Raw genomic sequence first — 22,272 nt, 5'->3', positions numbered from 1 at the left:
GGCATTTGTATGTCTTGATTATCCAATCATTCAATCGCCATTCAGTAAAAATTTTGGCGTATATAAAAACAATCAAAAGCTCGCTTTATTTTTATTTAAATGCTTTTAACAACTTGTAGCTGTCACTGGTTTTTCTATTTTTATTATTTTTCGATTCACTCAAACGCCTTTAAAAAAGGAGCTGGCTCGCCCCTCAACCTTGACTCAATTAGTCCCCAAAATCAGAATAATCTTTAGTGGTAAATTTACTGTATTTTTTCCAAGGTTCAGCAATATTTACTTGTTGAATATTGGCTTTTAGAATGTCATAGCGCAAACCATCTAAACTACGAATTTCAACACGTTTAGCAATATTATTGCGATGATCCCACTCAATACTCATTTTATTTTTCTTATTCTGGCTTTCATACCATGTGCTATTGCTGTCCTTTTTCTTAACAGTCATTCCCTTTAAGCTTTTAGGGTCGATCAATGAATAAACACATGACCAGCAATTGCTTAAGCCCAGCATATCGACATCAGCATCCTGCAAATGCACAACTGTTTTGTCTTCCATCAAAACTAAATTGAGTTTTGGCTGTTTTTTTTGATTAATAAAATAATGTTGAGCCGCCTCAGATAAGTCTAAATGCTTATGGCCCCCTTTCTCCAGACCATGCTGATGATGTCTAGGCAATACACGCTCAATCCAGATATTCTGAGGATCACGATACATACGCTCCTGAAACACACTGGTACGTGTCACACCATCATTACCAATCGTTTGAGTCTCGCGCATAATACTGGCACTTAATAAGGGTGCAGCATGCAAAGAGGTCATTCCCAAACTTAGTAATACTGAACTAATCACAAGACGCATGTTTTTTCCTACATAAAAAAAACCTCAATCACTATGACTGAGGTTTTTTGCAATATGATGAAAATACTCAATAAAAGGCTTATTTAAATCCAAACGCTTCTTTTAATTTACTGAACACCCATGCATTTTCTCGCGTACCTTTAAATGCTTGTGAGCCAGCTCCTTCAGCAAATAATAAGACATCGCCACCACCATGTGTTTCAGAACCAGGGCTACCAAGTTTCACCCCTACTTCTTGTAAATAATCATCAGCCGCTGCTTCATTATCAGTAATATCAATACGTGAGGTTGGACGCGGCCCACCACCGTTACCAAAGACTAAAGTCGTTGATGTTTTACCCTTTGTATCTAAGTTAGGTGCATGCTTCTTGCCATTTTCAAATACACGTGTACGTGCATCTGATGCTTTCGCCTCTTGATAACTATAGCTTAAGCCTAAAATACCAGGATTCGTTGTAGTCGTTTTTCCAGTACGCGCCGTATATCCATTAAAAGTCATGGTATGGTCATGGTCAGCTGTGACTACAATTAAGGTATTTTTTAACTCAGGATCAGTTTTCTTGATTTTATCAAGTGCGGTCTTGATTGCATTATCAAAAGCAATGGTGTCTTGTAATGCACGTTTAGCATTAGTTCCATGCAACGCATGGTCAATACGTCCACCCTCAACCATCAAGAAAAAACCTTTACCGGTGGTATCTTGTGCCTGTAGTAAATCAATCGATTTGGCTGTCATTTCAGCTAAACTTGGTTGATTTGGTGCAGTTCTAGGGCGATCTAAATCATATTCAAGATGTGAAGTTGCTGAATAAAGGCCAATATATTTTTTATTCAATGGTGCTGCATCCATTTCTGCTTTGGTTGCCCCCACGGTATAATTCTTCGCTTTCAGCTCATTAAGCAAATTACGCCCATCTATACGACCCTTTTTATTGTCAGTTGCATTATACGGGGTGAAATGGTTGCGTCCTCCGCCCATTAAAACGTCAACACCATCTAGTAGTTTAGGATTATAACCTACACCACCCGGAATAACTTGGCGGGCAATCTCATATTGGGCATTACGATTACACACATGAGCAAAAGTTGCGGCTGGGGTTGCGTGGGTCAATTCTGTAGTGGTAATCGACCCCACCTTTTTGCCGTTGGCTTTAGCTAATTCGAGAATAGTCTCAGCAGGGCTGCCAGCAGCAACACTTGAGCCTGGTGTTGGACAGTTATTGACTGCATTCGACACTTTTGTTCCATCTGGTGCCGTACCTGCACTTGGCTCAACAGCGATAGTTCCTGGCGTCATACCAATCACTTCATTACGGGTTTTCTTCCCCGTCATATAAGCAGCCATTGAAGGGGCACTATCTGTGGTTTGACCATCTTCCGAATAGGTCTTGATTCGCACAGTACGGCGCAAGGTATCCATGGTTAATTTACCCGCCTCACCATAACCGTAAATACGGCTTGCCGTAACCGTAGTTGGCCCCATACCATCGCCTAAAAAGAAAATAATATTCTTGGCTTCGCCTGCCGCCTGCACACCTGTACTTGCAGCCAGTAATGCAACTGTTAAAGCAGGCGCTTTCATACCAAACTGACCTAATTTAAATTGTTTTAACATCATCGTTCTCCAGTCTGTTGTTATTTATCTAGGCCAATGGCTTTACGAACCAAGTTAAATACTTCGATATTTTCTAAGCTGCCGTGGAAGTTGTCTGAACCCACACCAATTGCACCGAGGAACACATCTGTGCCACCATGTGTTTCACTATCAGCAAAACCTGTTTGCACCACAGCTTCTTGCTGGAAATCATCTGCTGCTGTACCTGTACACCAACCCTCTTTATCAATATCAGTACCACGACTATCGGTATATTTACCTGCTGGGCCTACGGCTGGATTACAACTATCATTATCTGCTAAGGCACCACGTGCTTCGATACGATCGTTGTCTAAACGCTTTTTACCCGTACCAAAGCCAATAATTGGGTATGGGTTTCCATTTACGTCGGTTGAATAGCCAGCTTTGTTATAGTTCTTCACCAGACCTAAGATACTGGTTTCCGCACCTTTTACATATTTACCTGTACGCTTCGCATAACCGTTCAGGACCATGGTATGGTCATGATCCGCTGTCACCACGATCAAGGTATTTTTTAACTCTGGATCAGTTTGTTTCACTTTATCAATGGCTGCTTTAATCGCATTATCAAAAGCCACAGTATCTTGTAAGGCGCGTTTTGCATTAGTGTCATGTAAGGCATGGTCAATACGCCCCCCCTCAACCATCAAGAAAAAGCTTTTGTTTTTTGCTTGTAAAACATCAATTGCCTTAGTCGTCATATCAGCAAGACTTGGCTCATCAATTTTCTTATTGGTACGATCCAAATCGTAATTCATATGGCTAGCATTGAATAAGCCCAAGAGTTTTTTGGTTTTACTTGGATCAATTTTTGCGAGATCAGTACCGCTTGAGACGAAGTTATAGCCTTGATCTTGCATTTCTTTAACCAGATCACGACCATCAGCACGTTTACCACCCGCCACAGTCGTTGGTTTAAATTGACGCAATCCGCCACCCAATACAACATCTACACCATCTTTTAATTTGGTGTTATACGCCCCCCAACCAGCCCCTTTCCCCGCAGGAACAAGTTGTGCAGCAATATCATTTTCTGCATCACGATGACATACATGTGCATAGGTTGTTGCTGGCGTTGCATGGGTAATACGCGTCGTCGTCACTACACCTGTCCCCATGCCTTGTGCTTTTGCAAGTTCAAGCAATGTTTCTACCGGCTTTTTACCTTTATTCTCTGCGAGATCATCACAGGTACTGGTGCCATCTGCTTTTGGTGCTGATGCAATAGTTCCCGTCTGCATGGAAATGACTTCATTTTTCATTTTCACGCCAGTCATATAAGCAGCCATAGACGGTGCACTATCAGTCACCTGACCATCTTCAGAAAAGGTCCGAACAAATGCCGTTTCTGGAAGCGTATCAATGGTCAAATCACCATCTTCTCCAACAGAATAAATTCGTGATGCTGTTAAAGTGGTAATCCCCATACCATCGCCCAAGAAGAAAATGACATTTTTAGCGGTAGGTGTTTTAGGTACTTCTGTTTTTTCATTTTTATCATTATCGTTACAAGCAATCATTCCAGCTGATAAAACGGCTATTAAACTGCCCACTAATAGCTTTTTGGAAAAACCCGCCTTTGATAAGAACATAGAATATCCCCAGATTTATTGTTTAGACATAACTTGATTGGCTAAACCATAACAATGCGGGGTGACCCTTTTATGTCACCTTAATGACAATATCATTTCATCTTGTTGTTTTATATAAATAATGATGTTATAACATACCACCTAAATAGTTAAATCAATACAAAGATTAGTAATTTGTCCTTGCTGGCCTCCTTGTTGGGTCTTTTCCAACCATATCCATTCATTATTAGTCATTCTTAGAAAATTTGAACAGCGTGTTCCGTACACGGGGCTTTGAATAAAGGTGGATGATAATAACTCTTCCATTTCTGCTTGAATGCCAGTATTCGGTAATAGTGCCGTTGTGACCTTACGCTCATCTTCCAGAATATCCCATGCCGTATGTTGCAAGGTTAACTCTTCTGTCTGGTGCTGAAGCATAGGCAAAAACTCTTGCGTAAAACGTGTTCGTAAATGTTTAGTTTTTTCCCAATGTTCAGACATCAAGCCATTCGAAACCACATACACACCGTTAGCCAATACTTGCGGAGCTTCACCACGGTTACTCATATAAACCGCTTGATCAGCATTTCCCATAAACAAGTTAAAGCCTGCAAAATTCTGTTGCTGCTGTTCTAATTGTTGAGCAAATCGAATCGGCAATAAATCAGATTCTAAAAAAGCCTGAACCAAATGCCCCCGAGAAGTCTCATAAGACTTTTGATCTCGCCCATCACGGAAGTTAGTCAAAACAGCCCATCGACCTTGAGGCGTAATGCCCATCCATGTGCCACCCGACTGTAAATCTTGTCCTGCAATAATCGGTGTGTGTTCCCATTGATGCAATAAAGCTGTGGGGCGATGATAAAACTCATCTCGATTTGACATAAGACACAAAGGCATATCATCCAGAACATGCCATGCTAAAGCCACAATACACATTGATTTTAGTTCCCTATCTTTACACATTGAATGTACAACATTTTTCGCATCATTCCGCTACAATCTGTCAAAACTTAAGATCAAGGAGCAGCAATGCTGACCTATCCTAATATCGATCCGGTCGCAATACACTTAGGACCTCTTCAAGTCCATTGGTATGGACTCATGTATTTACTGGCATTTTTATGTGCTTGGGGACTTGCATCCTACCGTGCCAAACAACGTGATGGCTGGACATCAGACATGGTTTCCGACCTAGTGTTCTATGGTGCTCTAGGCGTTGTTCTGGGCGGTCGTGTCGGCTATGTCCTTTTCTATGAGTTTGATAAATTTCTCGAAAACCCAATCTGGCTATTTCAAGTCTGGACCGGTGGCATGAGTTTCCACGGTGGCTTTTTAGGCGTTATGGTTGCGATGTTATTTTGGTGTAAAAAATACCAAAAAACATGGTTCCAAACCCTCGACTTTATTGCCCCTTGTGTACCGACTGGCTTAATGTTCGGACGTATTGGTAACTTTATTGGTGGAGAGTTATATGGTCGTGCGGTAACAGATCCAAATTATGCATTTGGTATGATCTTCCCGACAGATCCATTACATCTGGTCCGCCATCCATCACAAATCTATCAAGCGCTTTGTGAAGGTTTAATTCTGTTCATTATCTTGTGGTGGTTTAGTTCAAAACCGCGTCCACGTATGGCTGTCTCTGCCCTATTCTTAATGGGATATGGCGTTGCCCGCTTTGTTATGGAATTCTTCCGCCAACCAGATGCCGACCAAGGTTTCATTCTATTTGGCTGGATGACAAAAGGACAGATTCTAACAATTCCAATGTTGCTGATTGGCCTTTGGATGATGTGGTACGCCTACCAAAAGAAAATTTATGACTGGGGTCCACAAAAGAATAGTTAACATCTAAATCAGAGGAGTTTCGGCTCCTCTTTTCTTTTTTGTGCTACAGTTTTTACTCTCCCAAGATGAAGATATGCCATGCTGGAATTCTGGTTTAACACGCAAGTCCCAACATTTAAAAAACTAGTGATTTTGATTATTACGCTGCTTATTTGTATTGCTCTATATCAATACCAACCACTGCCTTTAGATACGATTCTCATGTTTACTGGAACTGGGGTAATTTTTTTAATCTGTCGTTACTTTAAATTGCATTTCGCTCAAAGCAACCCGACGGGTTTACTCTACCGCCTGTTGACTTGGATACCTATCGCACTGTTATTTGCCCTTATTTTTGTTAAAGCGATGCCGAACTTGCTGATCTGGGGCGTTCAAGGAATCGCGTTTATGGCACTTGCAGCTTTCATTTTTTCACCTCAATCGCTTTTTAAGAAATAGGTTTGGTTTTCATGTTGGCTTATTGGTACAACGCTCCGCGCCATATCAAACTCATCTTTATTATTACCGTTTGTGTGGCAGTTTACGTCGCTAATCAAGTTCAGCCCTTATCTCCTATTTATACTGTACTCAGCCTTATTTTCGGTTTTGGTTTACAGGTTGGACATTATTTAAATAGCAAAATTTCAAATAACAAATCATATAAATCGAGCTTTGGCCTTTTAAGCAAAATCTACCCTATTTTTATCGTTGTTATTTTAATGTATTTGCTTCCTGCTCAGCAGAAATGGATTCTTGTCATACAAGCTTTGGGCTTTGTACTTGTTGGCTTTTTTCTTGTTTCGATTCATCAAAATCGTGCCAAGCGTTTTGAATAATTACGCCTCTTGAAATGCCATAGAACTATTTTTAGATTTTCATCTTGAGCTACAACAGGTATCATCTTCAATGGTTCACGATGAAGCAGCTCTATTGCGTAATTATTTATCATTGAGCTATCTCCCCCCTTATTTTATGGAATTAATCCGAACTCGAGAGTGTTATGCGTGCATATTTAGACCTTCTACAACATATCCTTGATAATGGCGGTGACAAAGGCGACCGTACAGGCACAGGAACCCGTTCTGTATTTGGTCATCAAATGCGTTTTGATCTCTCTAAAGGTTTTCCTTTACTCACCACAAAAAAAGTTCACTTCCGTTCTATTGTGATTGAGTTACTTTGGTTTTTAAAAGGCGACACCAACGTCCAATATCTAAAAGACAATAAAGTTTCAATTTGGGATGAATGGGCAACAGCAGATCAAACTGCTCGTTTTGGCCGCCCAGAGCATGAGCTTGGCCCTGTCTATGGTCATCAATGGCGTAATTTCGGTGCAACCAAAAACGCTGACGGTACTTACAACCAAGATGGTTTTGACCAGATTAAATGGTTAATTAATGAAATTAAAACCAACCCAAACTCACGTCGTTTAATTATTTCTGGTTGGAACCCGAACGAAGCTGGACAAGTAGCCTTACCACCTTGCCACACGCTTTTTCAATTTTTCGTACAAGATAACAAATTGTCATGCCAACTTTATCAACGTAGTGCAGATGTGTTCTTAGGTGTGCCTTTTAACATTGCGAGCTATGCTCTACTCACCCATATGATTGCTCAAGTGTGCGGTTTGGGAGTCGGTGATTTTGTATGGACTGGTGGTGATACACATCTTTATGTCAACCATTTTGAGCAGGCACAACTTCAATTGACACGTGAACCTTTACCGCTCTGCCAATTGAAACTAAATCCAGAAGTAAAAGACTTATTTGATTTCAAATTTGAAGATGTTGAAATTGTAGGTTATGAGTCACACCCTGCAATTAAAGCACCAGTTGCAGTATAACAATGACTCAAATTTCATTAGGTTACGGTTTAGAGAATAAGATTATGGCATGGCAAAATGTAGAAGTTGTTCACGTTGTGGCAATGGATAAAAACCACTGTATTGGTAAAGGCAATGCGTTGCCATGGCATATTTCTGCCGACTTAAAACACTTTAAAGAAATCACACAAGGCGGTGTGGTCGTGATGGGGCGTAAAACCCTTGAGTCTATGGGCCGTGCTCTACCAAACCGTGTGAACTGGGTCATTACCCGTGACATTAACTGGCAATTTGACGGTGTAAAAATTGCGTATTCAATTGAAGATGCTTTAAATGCAGCTTTAGAAGATGTAAAAAACACCGAAAAACAAGCATTGTTCATCATTGGTGGCGGTGAGATATTCAAGCAAACATTGTCAATTGCAGACCGTCTTGAACTTACTCATGTTGACTTAGATGTGCAAGGTGATGCACATTATCCAACAATACCGAGCGAATTTCATAAAACTGCGAGTGAACAGCAAGTTGATGAAAAATCAGGAACTTCATTCGAATTTGCCACTTATAAAAAATAATTCTATGGATGCCTATGCACAATATCGGAACACGTGAATTTATTATTGCTCTACTTTCTGGGCTGTTACATAGTCTATTCACGCTGTTTATTGTGTTCTCTAGCATTTGGGTATGTGTAGCACTCTGGGTTCAACAACCTTTTGGCTGGTTATGTAGTCGCATACTCATTGGCATTTGGATCGCTTTTGCGCTGAGTATGGCAGGCTTATATTTCAATGGTCATATTATTAGCCGTCGTACAGATATCCTGATTTATCTTTTAGCATTTGCCTGCTCTCTCATTTGGTATTTTTCGATTACTGCACGGCAAGATCGTGACTGGAGCCCTGAAGTTGCCAATATGCTGAGCTATGAAAAGCACGGCGATGTGGTCACTCTACATAATGTACGTAACTTCAACTGGCATCCTGATGGAACCTATGATGTTCGCTGGGAAACTCGAACTTTTGACCTAAGCCAGTTAAATGGAATAAACATCATTACCTCTTACTGGATGGGGCCACAAATTGCCCATACACTGGTCAGCTTCGAATTTGCACACCAACAACCTATAGTCTTCTCAATCGAGATTCGCAAAGAAAAGAGCGAAGAGTTTTCGGCAATCGGTGGTTTTTTTAGAAAATATGAACTTAGCTTAATTGCTTCTGATGAAAAAGATATTGTCTATACGCGCAGCAACGTCCGCAAAGAACAAGTTTATAATTTTCCTATCAATATGCCCCGGTCTGAACAAAAAGCTCTATTTTTACAATACCTAAAAAAATCAGATGAACTTCGTGCAGAACCGAAGTGGTACAACACTCTCACAAGTAACTGTACAACCTTGATTTTTGATATGGTTCAAGCGATTAACCCCTATCAGCTTCCTAAAGATTATCGTTTAATTGCCTCTGGTTATTTACCTAATTATTTATATGATCTTAAAGCACTTAATCAAAACATCAGTTTAAAAGATTGGTATCAAATTGCGCATATCAATCCACGCACTGAAAATTTTGAACAACTTTCAGATCAGAGTAGTGAACACTTCTCTCAAATCGTTCGACAGGGTTTACCCAAAGCTGACTAGAATCTATTTGATATTTTATAGACTCATTTCGCCAACTATCAGAAAATCGCTTTAATTGTCTTGAAAACTATCTGCAAGAATTACAAAGTAATTCCATAACTTCTCCAAATTTAGAATTAACCAATTTTCTAATTAAAGGAAAATAATCATGAAAGAACCGATTACACCATTTAGTATTTCTAGAGTATTTAATGCACCTCGTGATCTTGTATTCAAGGTATATACTGATATTCATCACTTACAAAATTGGATGAGTCCAAAAAATTTCAAAGTCATTCATACCTCAATGGATTTTAAAGTGGGTGGCACTTATCACTATGGTTTAGAAGGACCCGATGGAACTCAAATGTGGGGAAAACAGGTGTTCCGTGAGATCGTACCCAATGAGCGATTAACGTTTATTCAATCTTTTTCAGATAAAGCTGGTAACAACACACGACACCCAATGTCACCAACATGGCCCTTAGAAATGTTAGCAACCACAACTTTTGAAGATATTGATAATATAAAAACAAAAGTCACAATTACTTGGCAGCCATGGAACTCTGACGATGTTGGGAACTCAACTTTTGATTCTGCTCGCGATGGAATGGTACAAGGATTTAATGGAACATTCTCCAACTTAGAAGCTTATCTAAAAAGCCTTTAAATATAGAAGATCTGTTAGTGGCTATCGAAAACTGAATAAGTTATTCTCTTTTTCTTTACTTTTTTATACATGCTTTACTTTGTATTTTAAATACATAACCCCTATTGTAATAGGCAGGAAATAGAGGAAAAAACAATGCAACAGGCCTTATTTGGCGGCGGCTGCTTTTGGTGCGTCGAAGCCGTTTTTTTACAAATTCGTGGTGTAGAAAAAGTAACTAGTGGTTATGCGGGTGGGCATACAACTCATCCAACTTACGAGCAAGTGTGCCAAGGTGATACTCAGCATGCTGAGGTGATCTTGGTAGATTTTGATGAAGAGCAAGTAACCTACTCCCAGTTACTCGATGTGTTCTTTGCGACTCATGATCCAACAACTTTAAATCGCCAAGGTAATGATATCGGCACGCAATACCGCTCTGTTATTTACTATTATAATGAAGAGCAAAAACAAGCAGCAGAACATACGATTCAAACGCTAAAAGATGATGATCTTGATATTGTGACTGAATTGTCTCCTGTTCCAACGTTCTATTCAGCCGAAGAATATCATCAGAATTACTATGCAAAGAATCCTTCACAAGGTTATTGCAACTTTGCGATTCCACCTAAGTTGCTCAAGCTATATAGTAAATTCCAGCATCTTATGAAAGATCAATAAATCAGAACAATAAAAAAGCAACCGATTTGGTTGCTTTTTTATTGAGTAAACTAAATTTTAGTTTTCACTGACAAAGGCAATATCGCTCAGTCCGGCTTCACTGGCGCGAGACATTACCTGTGCAACAGTATCGTACTTCGACTCTTTATCTGCACGAAGTTGAACTGTTGGTTTAACATCACCTTGACCTGCTTCTTGAAAACGTTTTTGAAGCTCATCAAGGCTAATTACTTGAGTATCCCAAGCCACTTCACCATTTGCATTAATACTAATCGTAATTGCTTTTGGTGGTGGATCAATAATTTCAGCAGTTGTTTTAGGAAGCGTTAATGGAATCGATGGGTTGGCAACTGTTGCTGTGACCAAAAAGATGATCATTAACACCAACATAATGTCGATTAGCGGAATGAGGTTCATCTCATTTATGCCACTATCGTGGTCTTCACCCAATTGAAAAGCCATTAAGCTTGACCTCCAACATAACTTTGCTCTGCAGTTTTAACATCAGACTTTACAGTTGAGTCTTGCTGCAACATGGTGTCAATTAACAAACTGTGTGCTTGATCTTGTAAGTCATGAGCAAGACCACGGTTAGCACGTACACAAATGTTATAAGCCAATACCGCAGGAATCGCAACTGCAAGACCAAGACCCGTCATAATAAGTGCTTCACCTACTGGTGTAGCCACTTGAGCCAAACCTGCTTGTCCACTTTTACCTACTGCAACAAGTGCATGGAAAATACCCCATACCGTACCAAACAAACCAACGAATGGTGCGATTGAAGCAATAGTTCCTAAAACAGAAATACCTTTTTCAGCATTGACTTTTTCAGCAGAAATTTGACGAAGTAGAGCCTGCTCTGCAACCGCTTTACGCTGCTCAAAAGTCAAAGGTTGTAACTTTGCTTTTAGCGAAGTGATAGCCTGAGAAAGTTGAGCATAAGCTTGTTGCTTTAATTGGCGAGTCCCCATCAAACGTAAGATGAAAACTGTCCAGGTAGCAATCGACATTGCCAATAAGATGAAATACAGGGTTTTACTCACTGCATCTGCATGTTGCCAATAGATTGAAAAGTTCATATTGAACTCCTGATTAAGGTTAGCCGTTAGGACTCAAATTCATTTAAGGGGTTAAATCAAAGGGTTGCTCTGCTTTAATTGGATAAGCAACACCATTTTCCATATAAGGTTTAAACTTCGCACCGCGAACAGCACGGACAACTTTGTCATCTAGACTTGCAATACCACTACTTCTGGTCACTCGTACATTAATAATCTTGCCTTTTTCATCGGCTTCAATCAGTACCATGACAGAGCGTGCTTCGCCTTGTAAATCTTTTGGAGAAACTGTTAAACGTGGTGAACGACTCCACTGCACACCCGAACCACCAATTGAAACTCGTTTTGGTGATGGATCTGGAGCAGGTTGAGCTTTAGGTGCTTCTTGTACTACTGGCTTTGGTTTTTCAACGACTTTTTCAGTAACAGTTGTTGTCGTTGTCACCACTTTGGTTTCAACTTTAGGTTCTGTCTTTACTGTTTGTTTTGGTGTTTCAGCCTTTTTCACCTGTTGAATCTTTTCCACTTTTTTCGGTGGTGTTACAGGTTTTTCAACAACTTTAACTTCTTTTACCTCTTTTTTAGGTTCCGGTTTTTTTGGCGGTTCCTTTGGTTTAGGAGGTAGTGGTTTTGGCTGATCTTGAATTTTTACGAAACGTACCTGTAAAGGTTTTTTCTCGATTGGCTTTAATTCAGCAGGCTTAATATGGCTAACTGCCCATAAGACCCCGATATGACCAATTGCAACTGCAATTAGTGCTGTGATGACTTTCTTTTTCATCGGATTGGGAGCGTTTAAGGCTGCGGAAGATTGACTCATAAGAATCTAATTACCTAATGGATGATGATTTCAGATTTCTATTCATAGAAACGATTTCAAACATCGGATAGAACAATAAAGTGCCATAATAATAAATGAGAAGTGTTTTCATTTGCAACTATTTTTTTGCGAAAACACTGCTCAGGATTGTGCGATCTAACTTAATAAAGTGATATCACCTTACTTTTCTCATGCTTAGACAACACACTGAAATTTGTTAGTTCCACATACTACTTATCAAATCTCACTCAACTTAAAAAAACATTAAGCAGCTCAAATTTGGGGAATCGATAGAATATCAAATTTAAGTTATGTTATAACATTTTAACTTTATTTTAGCCATAAAAAAAGCACACTCAAAAGCATGCTTTAAAAAGATAATGGATAATTAGAAAACAACTGTCTTATTGCCATCTACAATAATTCGGTCTTCCAAATGCCATTTAACAGCACGAGCCAATACATTACGCTCTACATCTTCACCTAGCTCACGTAATTGCTCAACATTATAGTTATGGCTCACACGTTCAACGTCTTGCTCAATAATTGGGCCTTGGTCAAGGTCAGCTGTCACATAGTGAGCTGTCGCACCAATCAACTTCACCCCCTTTTCATAAGCTTGCTTATACGGGTTAGCACCCACAAAAGCTGGCAAGAAAGAATGGTGAATATTGATAATTTTCATTTCCCATTTCGCAACAAAATCTTCGCTTAAAATCTGCATGTAACGTGCAAGAACTAATAAATCATTGCCTTGCATCATTTCATCAATTTGCGCATAAGCTTCAGCTTTATTGTCTTTAGTGACTTTAATTACAGAAAATGGAATACCGAAGTTTTCGACAGATTCACGTAAATCTTCATGATTTGAAATGACATGAGTAATTTCACAAGGTAACGAACCGCGTGCATGACGCCATAACAACTCAAGCAATGCATGGTCAACTTTAGAAACTAAAATACCAACTTTTTTAACATCGCCTACGAAAGCAAGACGCCATTGCATGCTATAACGTTCAGCAACGTTCGCAGCAAAAGTTTGAATTAATGCATCTTTACGCGACTGTAAATGATCAAGTTCAAATTCAACACGCATGAAATAACGTCCGCCCTGAGCTTCCGTCGCATACTGATCAAGCGCGGTAATGTTTGCACCTTGATGATACAAAAAGCTCGATACCGCTTGTACGATCCCAGGCTTGTCTTCACAAGTAATCAGTAAACGGGCTGTATTGGCAGTGGTCATATTCATTTGGTTAATATCGCTTAATTGAGACAAATTTTTTTAATAGGCCGAGTATTCTAGCGCCCTAAATAAGCAAGCACAACTATTCATCTTTTAAGGATGACAAGCTGGCAAATAGATCCGAAGGGCCAAGAGACTCAAGCAACTGCTCATAAGTCGCTCGGCTTTCCCCCATCAAATAAGGACCTTCAAGGAAAACCATTTGGCGTAAAGCTTGCCAAACCCATTTTTCTTCTAAATGGTTATTGTCACTAATATGGCCAGACATATATAAAAAGTTTGTCCAGTTTGTTAATACAATCCACAAGTTAATAATGAGGGCTTCAATTTCTGATGCCGTCATTTTCATAAGACCTGAATCTACAAAGGCTTGATAAATCTTTTGCCCCTGCTGCATCACCTGCCCCGCAAAACGTGGATAAATCTTTTTAAAGTCTTCGTTACTTTCAACTAAATGATAAACATCACGATGAATAAAACGATAACTCCATAACTGACCACTTAGCACTTGAAAATAGTTGATTTTATCATTTGTCGTTAATGGTCTATCTTCAGGCAAAGAAAGCATTTCCAAAGTCTCGGCCTGATATTGATGCATTAATTCCTTAATAATTTCATGCTTATTCCGGAAATGATAATACAAGTTTCCGGGACTAATACCCAACTCCGCAGCAATATGATTGGTTGTAACTGACCGTTCACCTCGCTCGTTAAAAAGCTGCAAACTGATTTGTAAAATCCGGTCTTTTGTCTTCAGAGCTTTAGGTTGAGACATTTTAATAACCTTTAATAATTCACATGGTTAAGACTTGAACACATAAACTGACTTGACTATTTAGAGTATTTACTCTAAAAAATAAACATATCAATGTATTTGGTAAGTACCGATGAACAGTCAAACAAAAACAAATCCAGAGACTCAGCTTCCTTATGATGTTAAGCATTTACATGATTTGCTTGAACAACAAAAGCGTGCTTATTTACGTCATCCGGTACCCACTGCTAAAGAGCGTATTGATCGTTTAGCTCGTCTTAAAAGAGTCTTGGTAAAATATCAAGATCAGATTGCCGACGCAATTAACCTTGATTATGGCAATCGTGCAGTTATGGAAACAAAAATTGGTGAGTTACTCACCAGTTTGGAACAAATCAAATATTACAGTAAACATCTGACAGCGTGGATGAAACCTTCAAAGCGCCATATCAGTGTATTACATCAGCCAGCAAAAGGTTGGGTACAATATCAACCTATGGGTGTAATTGGTATTATTACACCATGGAATTACCCATTACTTCTTTCAGTTGGACCATTAATTTGTGCACTGGCAGCGGGTAACCATGCCATGATCAAAATTTCGAGTGCCTCTCCTAACTTTGGACGAGTTCTTGAAAGTGCATTAGCAGAAGCCTTCCCGCAAGAATTAGTTGCTGTAGTAAATGGTGGTGGCGTTATTTCAGATGCATTTAGTCATTTGCCTTTTGACAAAATGATTTTCACAGGCTCAACTTCTGTTGGTAAAACAGTCATGGCAGCCGCAGCTCAAAATCTGGTTCCTGTTATTCTTGAGTTAGGCGGAAAATCTCCTGCTCTTGTTCATGCATCGATGGATATGAAAGATGTAGCTCAACGTATTGCTGTAGGTAAATTATGGAACGCGGGTCAAACGTGTGTTGCACCTGACCATATTTTCTTACCACGTGGGAAAACTGCCGAGTTCATCGAAAACTTTAAATTGATTGTGGCTGGCATGTATCCACATTTCCGCAACAATCAAGATTACACTTCTATTATTAATAATAAGCAATACAACCGCATTCAGGGCTATCTTGAAAATGCCCGTGATCAAGGTGCTCGTATTATTGAAATTAATCCTCAAAATGAAATTTTAGATGATATCCGTAAAATTGCGCCGACTTTAGTTACAGGCGTAACGACTGCAATGGATATTATGCAAAATGAAATTTTTGGTCCTATCCTGCCAATTTTGGAATATGACCAAATAGAAGAAGTCGTCGAATTCATTAATAGTCGCCCGCGTCCTTTAGCGATGTATTATTTTGACTATGATCAGGCACGTGCTGACTATATTGCACAACATACCCACTCAGGACATTTCGGAATTAACATGGTGATTACCCATGTGGCTCAAGATGATTTACCGTTTGGGGGAATTGGTGCATCAGGTATGGGTAAATATCACGGACCAGAGGGCTTTTTTAGCCTTTCTCATGAACGTTCGGTGATGTCTAATCCAAAACTGTATAGCCTTAAATACATTCTTCCACCCTTCAATAAGCCCATTCATCGTTTCATTTCGAAAACCTTGTTGCGCTAACTGATCAAGGCATGATCTGTTATACTAAATCATGCCTCGTTTTTACCAATTCCGCTTGTCTTTTAATCGTATTTTTGGTATAAAACGCCCCTTGAATGAATTCATCCGTTTACATTTAGTATGACTGGCCACAGATTTGCTGTTGGCTGAATCAATGGAGTTACACCATGTCTAAGGTTTGCCAAGTTACCGGCAAGCGTCCAGTCGTTGGTAACAACGTCTCACACGCCAACAACAAAACCAAGCGCCGGTTCGAGCCGAACCTGCACCACCACCGTTTCTGGTTAGAAAGCGAAAAACGTTTTGTACGTCTTCGTTTAACCACTAAAGGTATGCGTATTATTGACAAATTGGGTATCGAAAAGGTTGTTGCAGACCTTCGTGCTCAAGGTCAAAAGATCTAAGGAGTCTGAACAATGCGTGATAAGATTCGTCTCGTTTCTACAGCTGGTACAGGTTATTTCTATACCACGACTAAAAACAAACGTACTATGCCGGAAAAAATGGAAATCAAAAAATTTGATCCAAAAATCCGTCAACACGTGATTTTCAAAGAAGCTAAAATCAAATAATTTTAGCCTCGAAAAAAAACGACTTCACAATGAAGTCGTTTTTTTTTGCATTTTTTTTATAGCTCGCTTTTTTTTGTTAAACTTTCCACATATTTCGCCTTGGCATTTTTTATGCTTGTCTTTAGCCTAACTCACGTAAAAGGAGTTTTTAGTGCCGCATGACGTAGATTTAATTGTTTTACTTGCTGTTGGTTTCGGTGTTGCCCTCTTTTTTGGTTATATTGCAGCCCGATTACGACTTCCTCCTCTTATCGGCTATTTAATTGCCGGAATTATTATTAGCCCGAATACACCCGGCATAGAAGCAGATATTCATCTTGCTAACCAGCTTGCAGAACTCGGGGTCATGTTCCTGATGTTTGGTGTAGGGATGCACTTTTCATTAAATGACTTGCTGCTGGTTCGGCGTATTGCTGTACCAGGCGCGATTTTACAAATTGCGGTCGCCACTCTATTAGGAGTTGGCGTATCCATGCTCTGGGGATGGAGCTTTGGTTCTGCACTCGTTTTTGGCTTAAGCCTGTCGTGTGCGAGTACTGTTGTATTATTAAAAGCTTTAGGAGACAGAGGTCTTTTAGACTCAGTCAACGGCAAAATTGCGGTGGGTTGGCTGTTAGTCGAAGATTTAGTGATGGTACTTGTTTTAGTACTCCTTCCAGCTACAGCAGTTTTACTCGGCGGAAAAGCACCACAAGGTGCAGATGGCAATATCTGGTTAACCCTTGGGCTCACTTTATTAAAAGTAGTTGGCTTTATTGCCTTTATGCTGATTGTAGGTAAACGTGTTGTCCCTATTATTATGCAGTTTGTTGCTCGTTTAGGTTCAAGAGAGTTATTCACCCTTACTGTTGTTGCTGCTGCTGTTTCAATTGCTTATGGATCGTACGCCATTTTTGGGGTTTCAATGGCATTAGGGGCTTTCTTTGCGGGGATGGTTGTTAAAGAATCAGACTTTAGCCACCGTGCAGAAGAAGAAACACTTCCATTACGTGAAATTTTCTCAATTCTGTTTTTCGTGTCTGTAGGCATGCTGTTTGATCCACATATTCTGGTTGAACGTCCACTCCATATTTTGGCCGTTATTGCCATTATTATGGTAGGTAAAACAGTTGCTGCAATGGCTTTGGTTTTATTCTTTCGCTATCCACTTAATACAGCGCTTACAGTTGGCGCGAGTTTAGCCCAAATTGGTGAATTCTCATTTATTTTAGCGACTCTCGGCGTCTCATTAGGTTTATTAACTTTAGAAGCACAAAATCTGATTTTAGCTGGTGCTTTATTTTCAATAACACTCAACTCTTTCATCTTCTCTGCCATTGAGCCTGTACAACGCTGGATTCGTGAGCGTTCTCACTTAGCCCGACTTCTTGAACGTAGTGGTGACCCATTAGCCATGTTACCCGATGAAGTTGATCAGGCTTACTTACGCGATCAGGTTGTCATTGTTGGATATGGCGGTGTGGGACGACGTATCACTGAAAATTTAATTAATGAAAATATTAAAGTCGTTATTGCCGAAGAGAATCGTGAAATCGTAGAAAAGCTACGTCAATCAAATATTGCTGCTGTGAGTGGTGTTGCAACCGAACCAGGTGTTTTAATTCAAGCACATATCATGCATGCAAGACTCTTGGTGATCTCACCTATGGATATTTTAGATATTCACCGTATTGTGGCGATTGCTAAGCAATTAAACCCTCAAATTCAGGTGTTAATTTGCGCAGAAAGTAAAGAAGAAGCCGCGGTGATCAGAGATGAAAATATTGGTGAAGTGTTCTATGCCAAAGAGGAAATGGCAAAGAATATGAGCCATCATATATTAAATCAGATCGAGCTCGCCCATCAGTCAACTATTCATTAACCCATATAAAAAGCGTACTCAAGAGTACGCTTTTTTTAACTCAAGAATTTAGGCTGTTCGTCTAGTACCTCAGCCTGCCATTCATTTACCTGCTTTTCGAGCAGTCCAAATAGTGCAGCCTGAATCATATGCTGAGCAACAACTGGAGTTTGCTCACCCAAGATTGCTTTTACTTCATCGCTAAATTGAATTTTAACCAAGGGTTCATTCTCAGAACCTGCATTACGCAAGGCGAGTTCGCCACCTTCGAGTTGGACTAATTCCAAAACGGCTTCTTGATTTCCAAATAACTCTTTCAATTGCTGTATAGACATATATTTCCTCCATGTTTCAACATGGTGGCAAAGCACCCTTGCACTTTGCATCTCTTGTCTTATTTATATAGGCACACCCGGATTAAATTTCAAGCATCTAAGCAGTTTAATTTTAGAACTCGACCATTTCATTACGAAAACCATCAATTAAATGGCTTAATTCGCGATGCCATTCACGCAAAATCTTAACATCTGGCAACCAAGATTGAGGACCTTGAGTCACTTTGATAATGAGATTAGAAGATGTTTCTTCTTCTGGGGTCGGCTCTTTAGGTTCTGGTGCATATTGACACATACGGTAAGCTCTTTTGAGCTCTGCAACAAAACCATCTTTCGCCAATTGTTGCAAAACGGACACTTCTGGAGAAACTTGTCCTTTTGCCGCCATATGTTCTTCAATAGATTTTAAAGTGGGTTGCAATTCATTTAAACGGTAATAACGTACGAGTTCTTGTAAGAAAGCTAACATTGCGCCATGTAAATGAAACACAGCTGCTTCACGATAGGCTTGTATCTGCTGCACATGATCGGTCTGTTCTGCCTGTTGACACGCTAAGCGCGCAAAATAGAGCTTCTGATTGGTACGATCGGCATGATAACGAGCAACACGTGACATAACTAAACTTTCCTGTTCTAAAATCGCTATTGCAACAGCTATTCTTTAGCTTAACGACTCCATTAATAAAATCAACGTTATTTATGGTAAATCCAGCTCAACTTGATAAATTTTACGTTTCGCTAAAACTTTTAGTGGCTGCTTTATAGGACGAACATTACTTAAAACCCAAGCAAAATACCCTTCGTCCCAAGCAGTTGCACATGCTGGCTTAATTTCATCATTTCGCCAAGCATGAATAGAGTCGACATCAACCAAAGCGACAGCAACTCCCTCTTCTTCATCAGTATCTTTAACCAAAAAATTTTGGTTCTCGACAATTAATAGATCTTTGATTGGCAGTTTTGTAGGTACCCATGAACGCACTTCAAGTGTTTTGATACCTTCAGCGATACGAGTGCCATTTGGCGTTACAATCGAAAGAGCTAAAAACTGTCTTTTCACACTGAAGACTTATTCTTCAGCTGCTTTAACACGAATTCCATTGCCTTTAACTTTAAGCAGGTTCAAGCCTTTAATTGCCTTAATTGCTTCACGTGGGTTAGGCATTTCAACAAAACCAAAACCTTTTGATTTGCCAGTGTCTTTATCAGTAACAAGAACACATGTTTCAACTTTACCAAATGCTTTGAATAACTCTAAAATTTCAGTTTCACTCACAGCACGATCTAAATTACGAACTAATATCTTCATTTTCTAACCTTAATTGGCAATTAAAGGGAGCAGCCAATATATTTAAGTAATCACAGTGTCTTATACAGTAGTTTAATCTAGATCGATACCAAAACCTAAATTTACTGCAGGTGAACGGTTCCATTGCTTTTTAGCAAATGGCTGAGGTACTTGCCTATGAATCTTTGCCTGAACTAAATGTGAAGGAAGATCATTTAGGAAATAACTTTCGATTTTACGACCTTGTTCGTCATAATTGTCTTCTGACCATGTATTGAGGTTTTGCTTAGTCAAAATTAATTCATTTTCTGCACGTGTTAATGCAACATACAATACACGGCGCTCTTCCTCGACGTCATCAAAATCGCCTTGCGCTCTTGCATAAGGATATTGATTTGGTGATACATGAGGTACATAACAGACTTTCTGCTCAGCACCTTTAGCTGAATGAATCGTAATTAAAGTCACTAAATCCTGATCAGCTGCTTTTTCAATTTCAGAAACTGAAATAGGTTCAAGCACATACTCTTCAAGGAACTCACCTAACGATGCATGTTTACGCGCAAGTTGCTTGACCAAATCAAAGTCTTTTAAGCGGCGTGACCAATCTTTAGTTTTATAATTTTGCTCAAGTTGTTCACCTAAAGCATCGAGTGCCAAGCCAATACTTGCTTCAACATGCTGCTGTAATACATCTAGCTGTTTTAAAATTAAAATCGCTTGCAAAGGGACTTTGCCATGACGTTCTAGACGGTTACAGCGCTCCTCAACATCAGCAATTCCCATCAGATCTTGAGCGAGCTTACTCGCACCAACATCACCAATACCATCCCACAAAGTTAAGAAACGCATCCACGCCAAATCATCGTGAGGATTGCTCACAATACGTAGCAGGCTAAGCACATCTTTCACATGTGCAGACTCAAGAAGTTTTACACCACCAATAAAACGGTAAGGTAGTTCAGCAGCAATAAAAGCCCCTTCCAGATATCGTGCACTATAACCTGAACGCACCAAAATCATATGGTCGTGCCAGCTTGCACCTTGCTGATGTCGCGTTATTAAGTCCTGTGCAATCCAGTTTGCTTCTTCATACTCATTACCAAATAGGTGTAGCTGAGGCTTTTGCCCTTGCCCACGATGTGCTTGCAGCTGTTTTTGATAATCAATTGGACTGTGTGCCAATAACCAGTTTGATAAATCAAGGATTTCTTGAGTCGAGCGGTAATTTAAATCCAGTGTATGAATAACTGCGTCAGGTATCCGCTCTTTAAAAGAATGGATATTTTCAAAATCTGCACCGCGAAAACCATAAATCGACTGGGCATCATCACCAACACAAAACAGCTTCACTTTGCCAATCAAGGGCTGCAATAAAGCCCATTGCAAAGGATTGGTATCTTGCATTTCATCAACTAGCAATGCCTGACAAAAACCTGCTACCCAATTCGTTAATGCTTCTGAATTTTGTAAATGGACAGCCACAATTGATAAAATATCGTCGTAATCTAAAAAATTACGTTCTCTTTTACGTTGTTCATAGGTTTTCATTAAATCTGCAATTTGAGCCTTATGCTCATATGCATCTGGAAGCTGTTTAATTAATGCCTCAGAAAGCTTTGTTTGAGTATTTCTCGCATAAGAATATAAATCACACAGCTCTGCGGCTTTAGGCAAGACATTATCTTTATCTTTGCCTCTTAATAAACGAAACATAAGCAACTGATCATCACGATCAATAATACTAAATTGATTTAACCCAAAAGCTTGTGGGTTACGGCGTAGCAAATACATACAAAAAGTATGAAAAGTTGAAGCTCTCAGACCCTTGGCCTGTGCTCCCACATGTTGCTCTACTCTTGCAACAATCTCACTAGCAGCACGTCGAGTAAAAGTTAAAATCTGAATTTGGTTCGCTGGTAAGCCTTGATCAATTAAATAGGCAGCACGAGCAACAATCGTTTTAGTCTTGCCACAACCAGCACCCGCCAAAACTAAACAGTTCTGCGCAGACGTTGTTGCTGCTTTTTTTTGCTGAGCATTTAGTTCATTAATTAATTTTGCAAGACTCATAACACATATCGCTAACACACCAAGGC

Annotated in this window: 25 protein-coding genes and 1 pseudogene; 12 read left to right on the top strand and 14 right to left on the bottom strand. The window is 39.7% G+C overall.

From position 1 onward, the window contains the following. Positions 1-208 precede the first annotated feature (208 nt). From WA249_RS00920 to WA249_RS00905, 4 genes are all read right to left on the bottom strand, one after another. Entirely contained in the window at positions 209-859 is a 651-nt protein-coding gene (locus tag WA249_RS00920; protein WP_336165975.1) for a hypothetical protein, read from the bottom strand. Positions 860-938: 79 nt separating this feature from the next. Beyond that, complete coding sequence (locus WA249_RS00915) at positions 939-2,474, bottom strand: alkaline phosphatase (RefSeq protein ID WP_336165974.1); 1,536 nt, start codon at positions 2,472-2,474, stop codon at positions 939-941. A 20-nt stretch (positions 2,475-2,494) separates the two neighbouring features. Next, complete coding sequence (locus WA249_RS00910) at positions 2,495-4,087, bottom strand: alkaline phosphatase (RefSeq protein WP_336165973.1); 1,593 nt, start codon at positions 4,085-4,087, stop codon at positions 2,495-2,497. Positions 4,088-4,228: 141 nt separating this feature from the next. Continuing rightward, entirely contained in the window at positions 4,229-5,008 is a 780-nt protein-coding gene (locus WA249_RS00905; protein WP_336165972.1) for an NRDE family protein, read from the bottom strand. A 93-nt stretch (positions 5,009-5,101) separates the two neighbouring features. On the opposite strand from WA249_RS00905, the gene lgt reads away from it, so the two are divergent. The 8 genes and pseudogenes from lgt (at position 5,102) to msrA (ending at position 10,675) form a co-directional block, all read left to right on the top strand. Continuing rightward, positions 5,102-5,920, top strand: a complete 819-nt coding sequence (gene lgt / locus WA249_RS00900; RefSeq protein WP_336165970.1) for a prolipoprotein diacylglyceryl transferase — start codon at positions 5,102-5,104, stop codon at positions 5,918-5,920. A gap of 78 nt (positions 5,921-5,998) precedes the next feature. Next, positions 5,999-6,358: a hypothetical protein gene (locus WA249_RS00895; protein WP_005302149.1), complete on the top strand. Its 360-nt coding sequence runs from the start codon at positions 5,999-6,001 to the stop codon at positions 6,356-6,358. A gap of 11 nt (positions 6,359-6,369) precedes the next feature. Next, a pseudogene (locus WA249_RS00890) lies at positions 6,370-6,733 on the top strand (hypothetical protein); the annotation flags it as partial. A 166-nt stretch (positions 6,734-6,899) separates the two neighbouring features. Then, positions 6,900-7,742, top strand: coding sequence for a thymidylate synthase (gene thyA, locus WA249_RS00885; protein ID WP_016139331.1), 843 nt, complete (start codon positions 6,900-6,902; stop codon positions 7,740-7,742). Positions 7,743-7,786: 44 nt separating this feature from the next. After that, positions 7,787-8,296 carry a dihydrofolate reductase gene (locus WA249_RS00880; RefSeq protein WP_231761974.1) on the top strand — a complete coding sequence of 170 codons (510 nt, stop codon included), beginning with the start codon at positions 7,787-7,789 and terminating at the stop codon, positions 8,294-8,296. 14 nt (positions 8,297-8,310) lie between these two features. Beyond that, on the top strand, positions 8,311-9,366 hold the full coding sequence (locus tag WA249_RS00875; protein WP_336165968.1) for an Lnb N-terminal periplasmic domain-containing protein: 1,056 nt from the start codon (positions 8,311-8,313) through the stop codon (positions 9,364-9,366). Between the two features lie 148 nt (positions 9,367-9,514). Continuing rightward, the gene (locus tag WA249_RS00870) at positions 9,515-10,015 is read left to right on the top strand and encodes an SRPBCC family protein (protein ID WP_336165967.1); all 501 of its coding nucleotides are present in this window, start codon (positions 9,515-9,517) and stop codon (positions 10,013-10,015) included. Between the two features lie 135 nt (positions 10,016-10,150). After that, entirely contained in the window at positions 10,151-10,675 is a 525-nt protein-coding gene (gene msrA, locus WA249_RS00865; RefSeq protein ID WP_336165966.1) for a peptide-methionine (S)-S-oxide reductase MsrA, read from the top strand. Positions 10,676-10,732: 57 nt separating this feature from the next. On the opposite strand, the gene WA249_RS00860 is transcribed toward msrA, so the two are convergent. The 5 genes from WA249_RS00860 to WA249_RS00840 form a co-directional block, all read right to left on the bottom strand. Then, positions 10,733-11,137, bottom strand: a complete 405-nt coding sequence (locus WA249_RS00860; protein ID WP_003654800.1) for an ExbD/TolR family protein — start codon at positions 11,135-11,137, stop codon at positions 10,733-10,735. Beyond that, positions 11,137-11,757, bottom strand: coding sequence for a MotA/TolQ/ExbB proton channel family protein (locus WA249_RS00855; RefSeq protein WP_336165965.1), 621 nt, complete (start codon positions 11,755-11,757; stop codon positions 11,137-11,139). The genes WA249_RS00860 and WA249_RS00855 overlap by 1 nt, the downstream gene beginning before the upstream one ends. Positions 11,758-11,800: 43 nt before the next feature. Then, positions 11,801-12,556, bottom strand: coding sequence for an energy transducer TonB (locus WA249_RS00850; RefSeq protein ID WP_336165963.1), 756 nt, complete (start codon positions 12,554-12,556; stop codon positions 11,801-11,803). Positions 12,557-12,944: 388 nt separating this feature from the next. Next, positions 12,945-13,808, bottom strand: coding sequence for a formyltetrahydrofolate deformylase (gene purU, locus WA249_RS00845; RefSeq protein ID WP_016139339.1), 864 nt, complete (start codon positions 13,806-13,808; stop codon positions 12,945-12,947). Positions 13,809-13,884: 76 nt separating this feature from the next. Then, positions 13,885-14,577, bottom strand: coding sequence for a TetR/AcrR family transcriptional regulator (locus WA249_RS00840; RefSeq protein ID WP_336165962.1), 693 nt, complete (start codon positions 14,575-14,577; stop codon positions 13,885-13,887). A 112-nt stretch (positions 14,578-14,689) separates the two neighbouring features. On the opposite strand from WA249_RS00840, the gene WA249_RS00835 reads away from it, so the two are divergent. The 4 genes from WA249_RS00835 to WA249_RS00820 all read left to right on the top strand — a co-directional run bounded on the left by WA249_RS00835 (position 14,690) and on the right by WA249_RS00820 (position 18,571). Further along, positions 14,690-16,138: a coniferyl aldehyde dehydrogenase gene (locus tag WA249_RS00835; protein WP_336165961.1), complete on the top strand. Its 1,449-nt coding sequence runs from the start codon at positions 14,690-14,692 to the stop codon at positions 16,136-16,138. Positions 16,139-16,305: 167 nt separating this feature from the next. Then, positions 16,306-16,542: a 50S ribosomal protein L28 gene (gene rpmB, locus WA249_RS00830; RefSeq protein WP_000048256.1), complete on the top strand. Its 237-nt coding sequence runs from the start codon at positions 16,306-16,308 to the stop codon at positions 16,540-16,542. A 12-nt stretch (positions 16,543-16,554) separates the two neighbouring features. Continuing rightward, positions 16,555-16,710: a 50S ribosomal protein L33 gene (gene rpmG / locus WA249_RS00825; protein WP_003654787.1), complete on the top strand. Its 156-nt coding sequence runs from the start codon at positions 16,555-16,557 to the stop codon at positions 16,708-16,710. 151 nt (positions 16,711-16,861) lie between these two features. Continuing rightward, complete coding sequence (locus WA249_RS00820; RefSeq protein WP_336165959.1) at positions 16,862-18,571, top strand: cation:proton antiporter; 1,710 nt, start codon at positions 16,862-16,864, stop codon at positions 18,569-18,571. A gap of 35 nt (positions 18,572-18,606) precedes the next feature. Here the strand turns inward: WA249_RS00820 and WA249_RS00815 are convergent, their stop codons facing one another. The 5 genes from WA249_RS00815 to WA249_RS00795 all read right to left on the bottom strand — a co-directional run bounded on the left by WA249_RS00815 (position 18,607) and on the right by WA249_RS00795 (position 22,246). Continuing rightward, positions 18,607-18,885 carry a hypothetical protein gene (locus tag WA249_RS00815; protein ID WP_002114792.1) on the bottom strand — a complete coding sequence of 93 codons (279 nt, stop codon included), beginning with the start codon at positions 18,883-18,885 and terminating at the stop codon, positions 18,607-18,609. Between the two features lie 112 nt (positions 18,886-18,997). After that, positions 18,998-19,501, bottom strand: a complete 504-nt coding sequence (locus tag WA249_RS00810; protein WP_004794811.1) for a DUF6586 family protein — start codon at positions 19,499-19,501, stop codon at positions 18,998-19,000. Positions 19,502-19,582: 81 nt separating this feature from the next. Continuing rightward, positions 19,583-19,945 (bottom strand): ASCH domain-containing protein, encoded by a 363-nt coding sequence (locus WA249_RS00805; RefSeq protein ID WP_336165957.1) that lies wholly within the window; start codon positions 19,943-19,945, stop codon positions 19,583-19,585. Positions 19,946-19,954: 9 nt separating this feature from the next. Continuing rightward, the gene (locus WA249_RS00800) at positions 19,955-20,194 is read right to left on the bottom strand and encodes an RNA recognition motif domain-containing protein (RefSeq protein WP_003654760.1); all 240 of its coding nucleotides are present in this window, start codon (positions 20,192-20,194) and stop codon (positions 19,955-19,957) included. A gap of 72 nt (positions 20,195-20,266) precedes the next feature. Further along, positions 20,267-22,246 carry an ATP-dependent helicase gene (locus WA249_RS00795; RefSeq protein ID WP_336166122.1) on the bottom strand — a complete coding sequence of 660 codons (1,980 nt, stop codon included), beginning with the start codon at positions 22,244-22,246 and terminating at the stop codon, positions 20,267-20,269. Positions 22,247-22,272: the final 26 nt, after the last annotated feature.

Source organism: Acinetobacter sp. 161(2023), assembly GCF_037027805.1.
In the GTDB taxonomy this organism is placed as follows: domain Bacteria; phylum Pseudomonadota; class Gammaproteobacteria; order Pseudomonadales; family Moraxellaceae; genus Acinetobacter.
The sequence above is the reverse complement of the archived record's forward strand: the minus strand, read 5'-3'. Positions and strand labels throughout refer to the sequence as shown.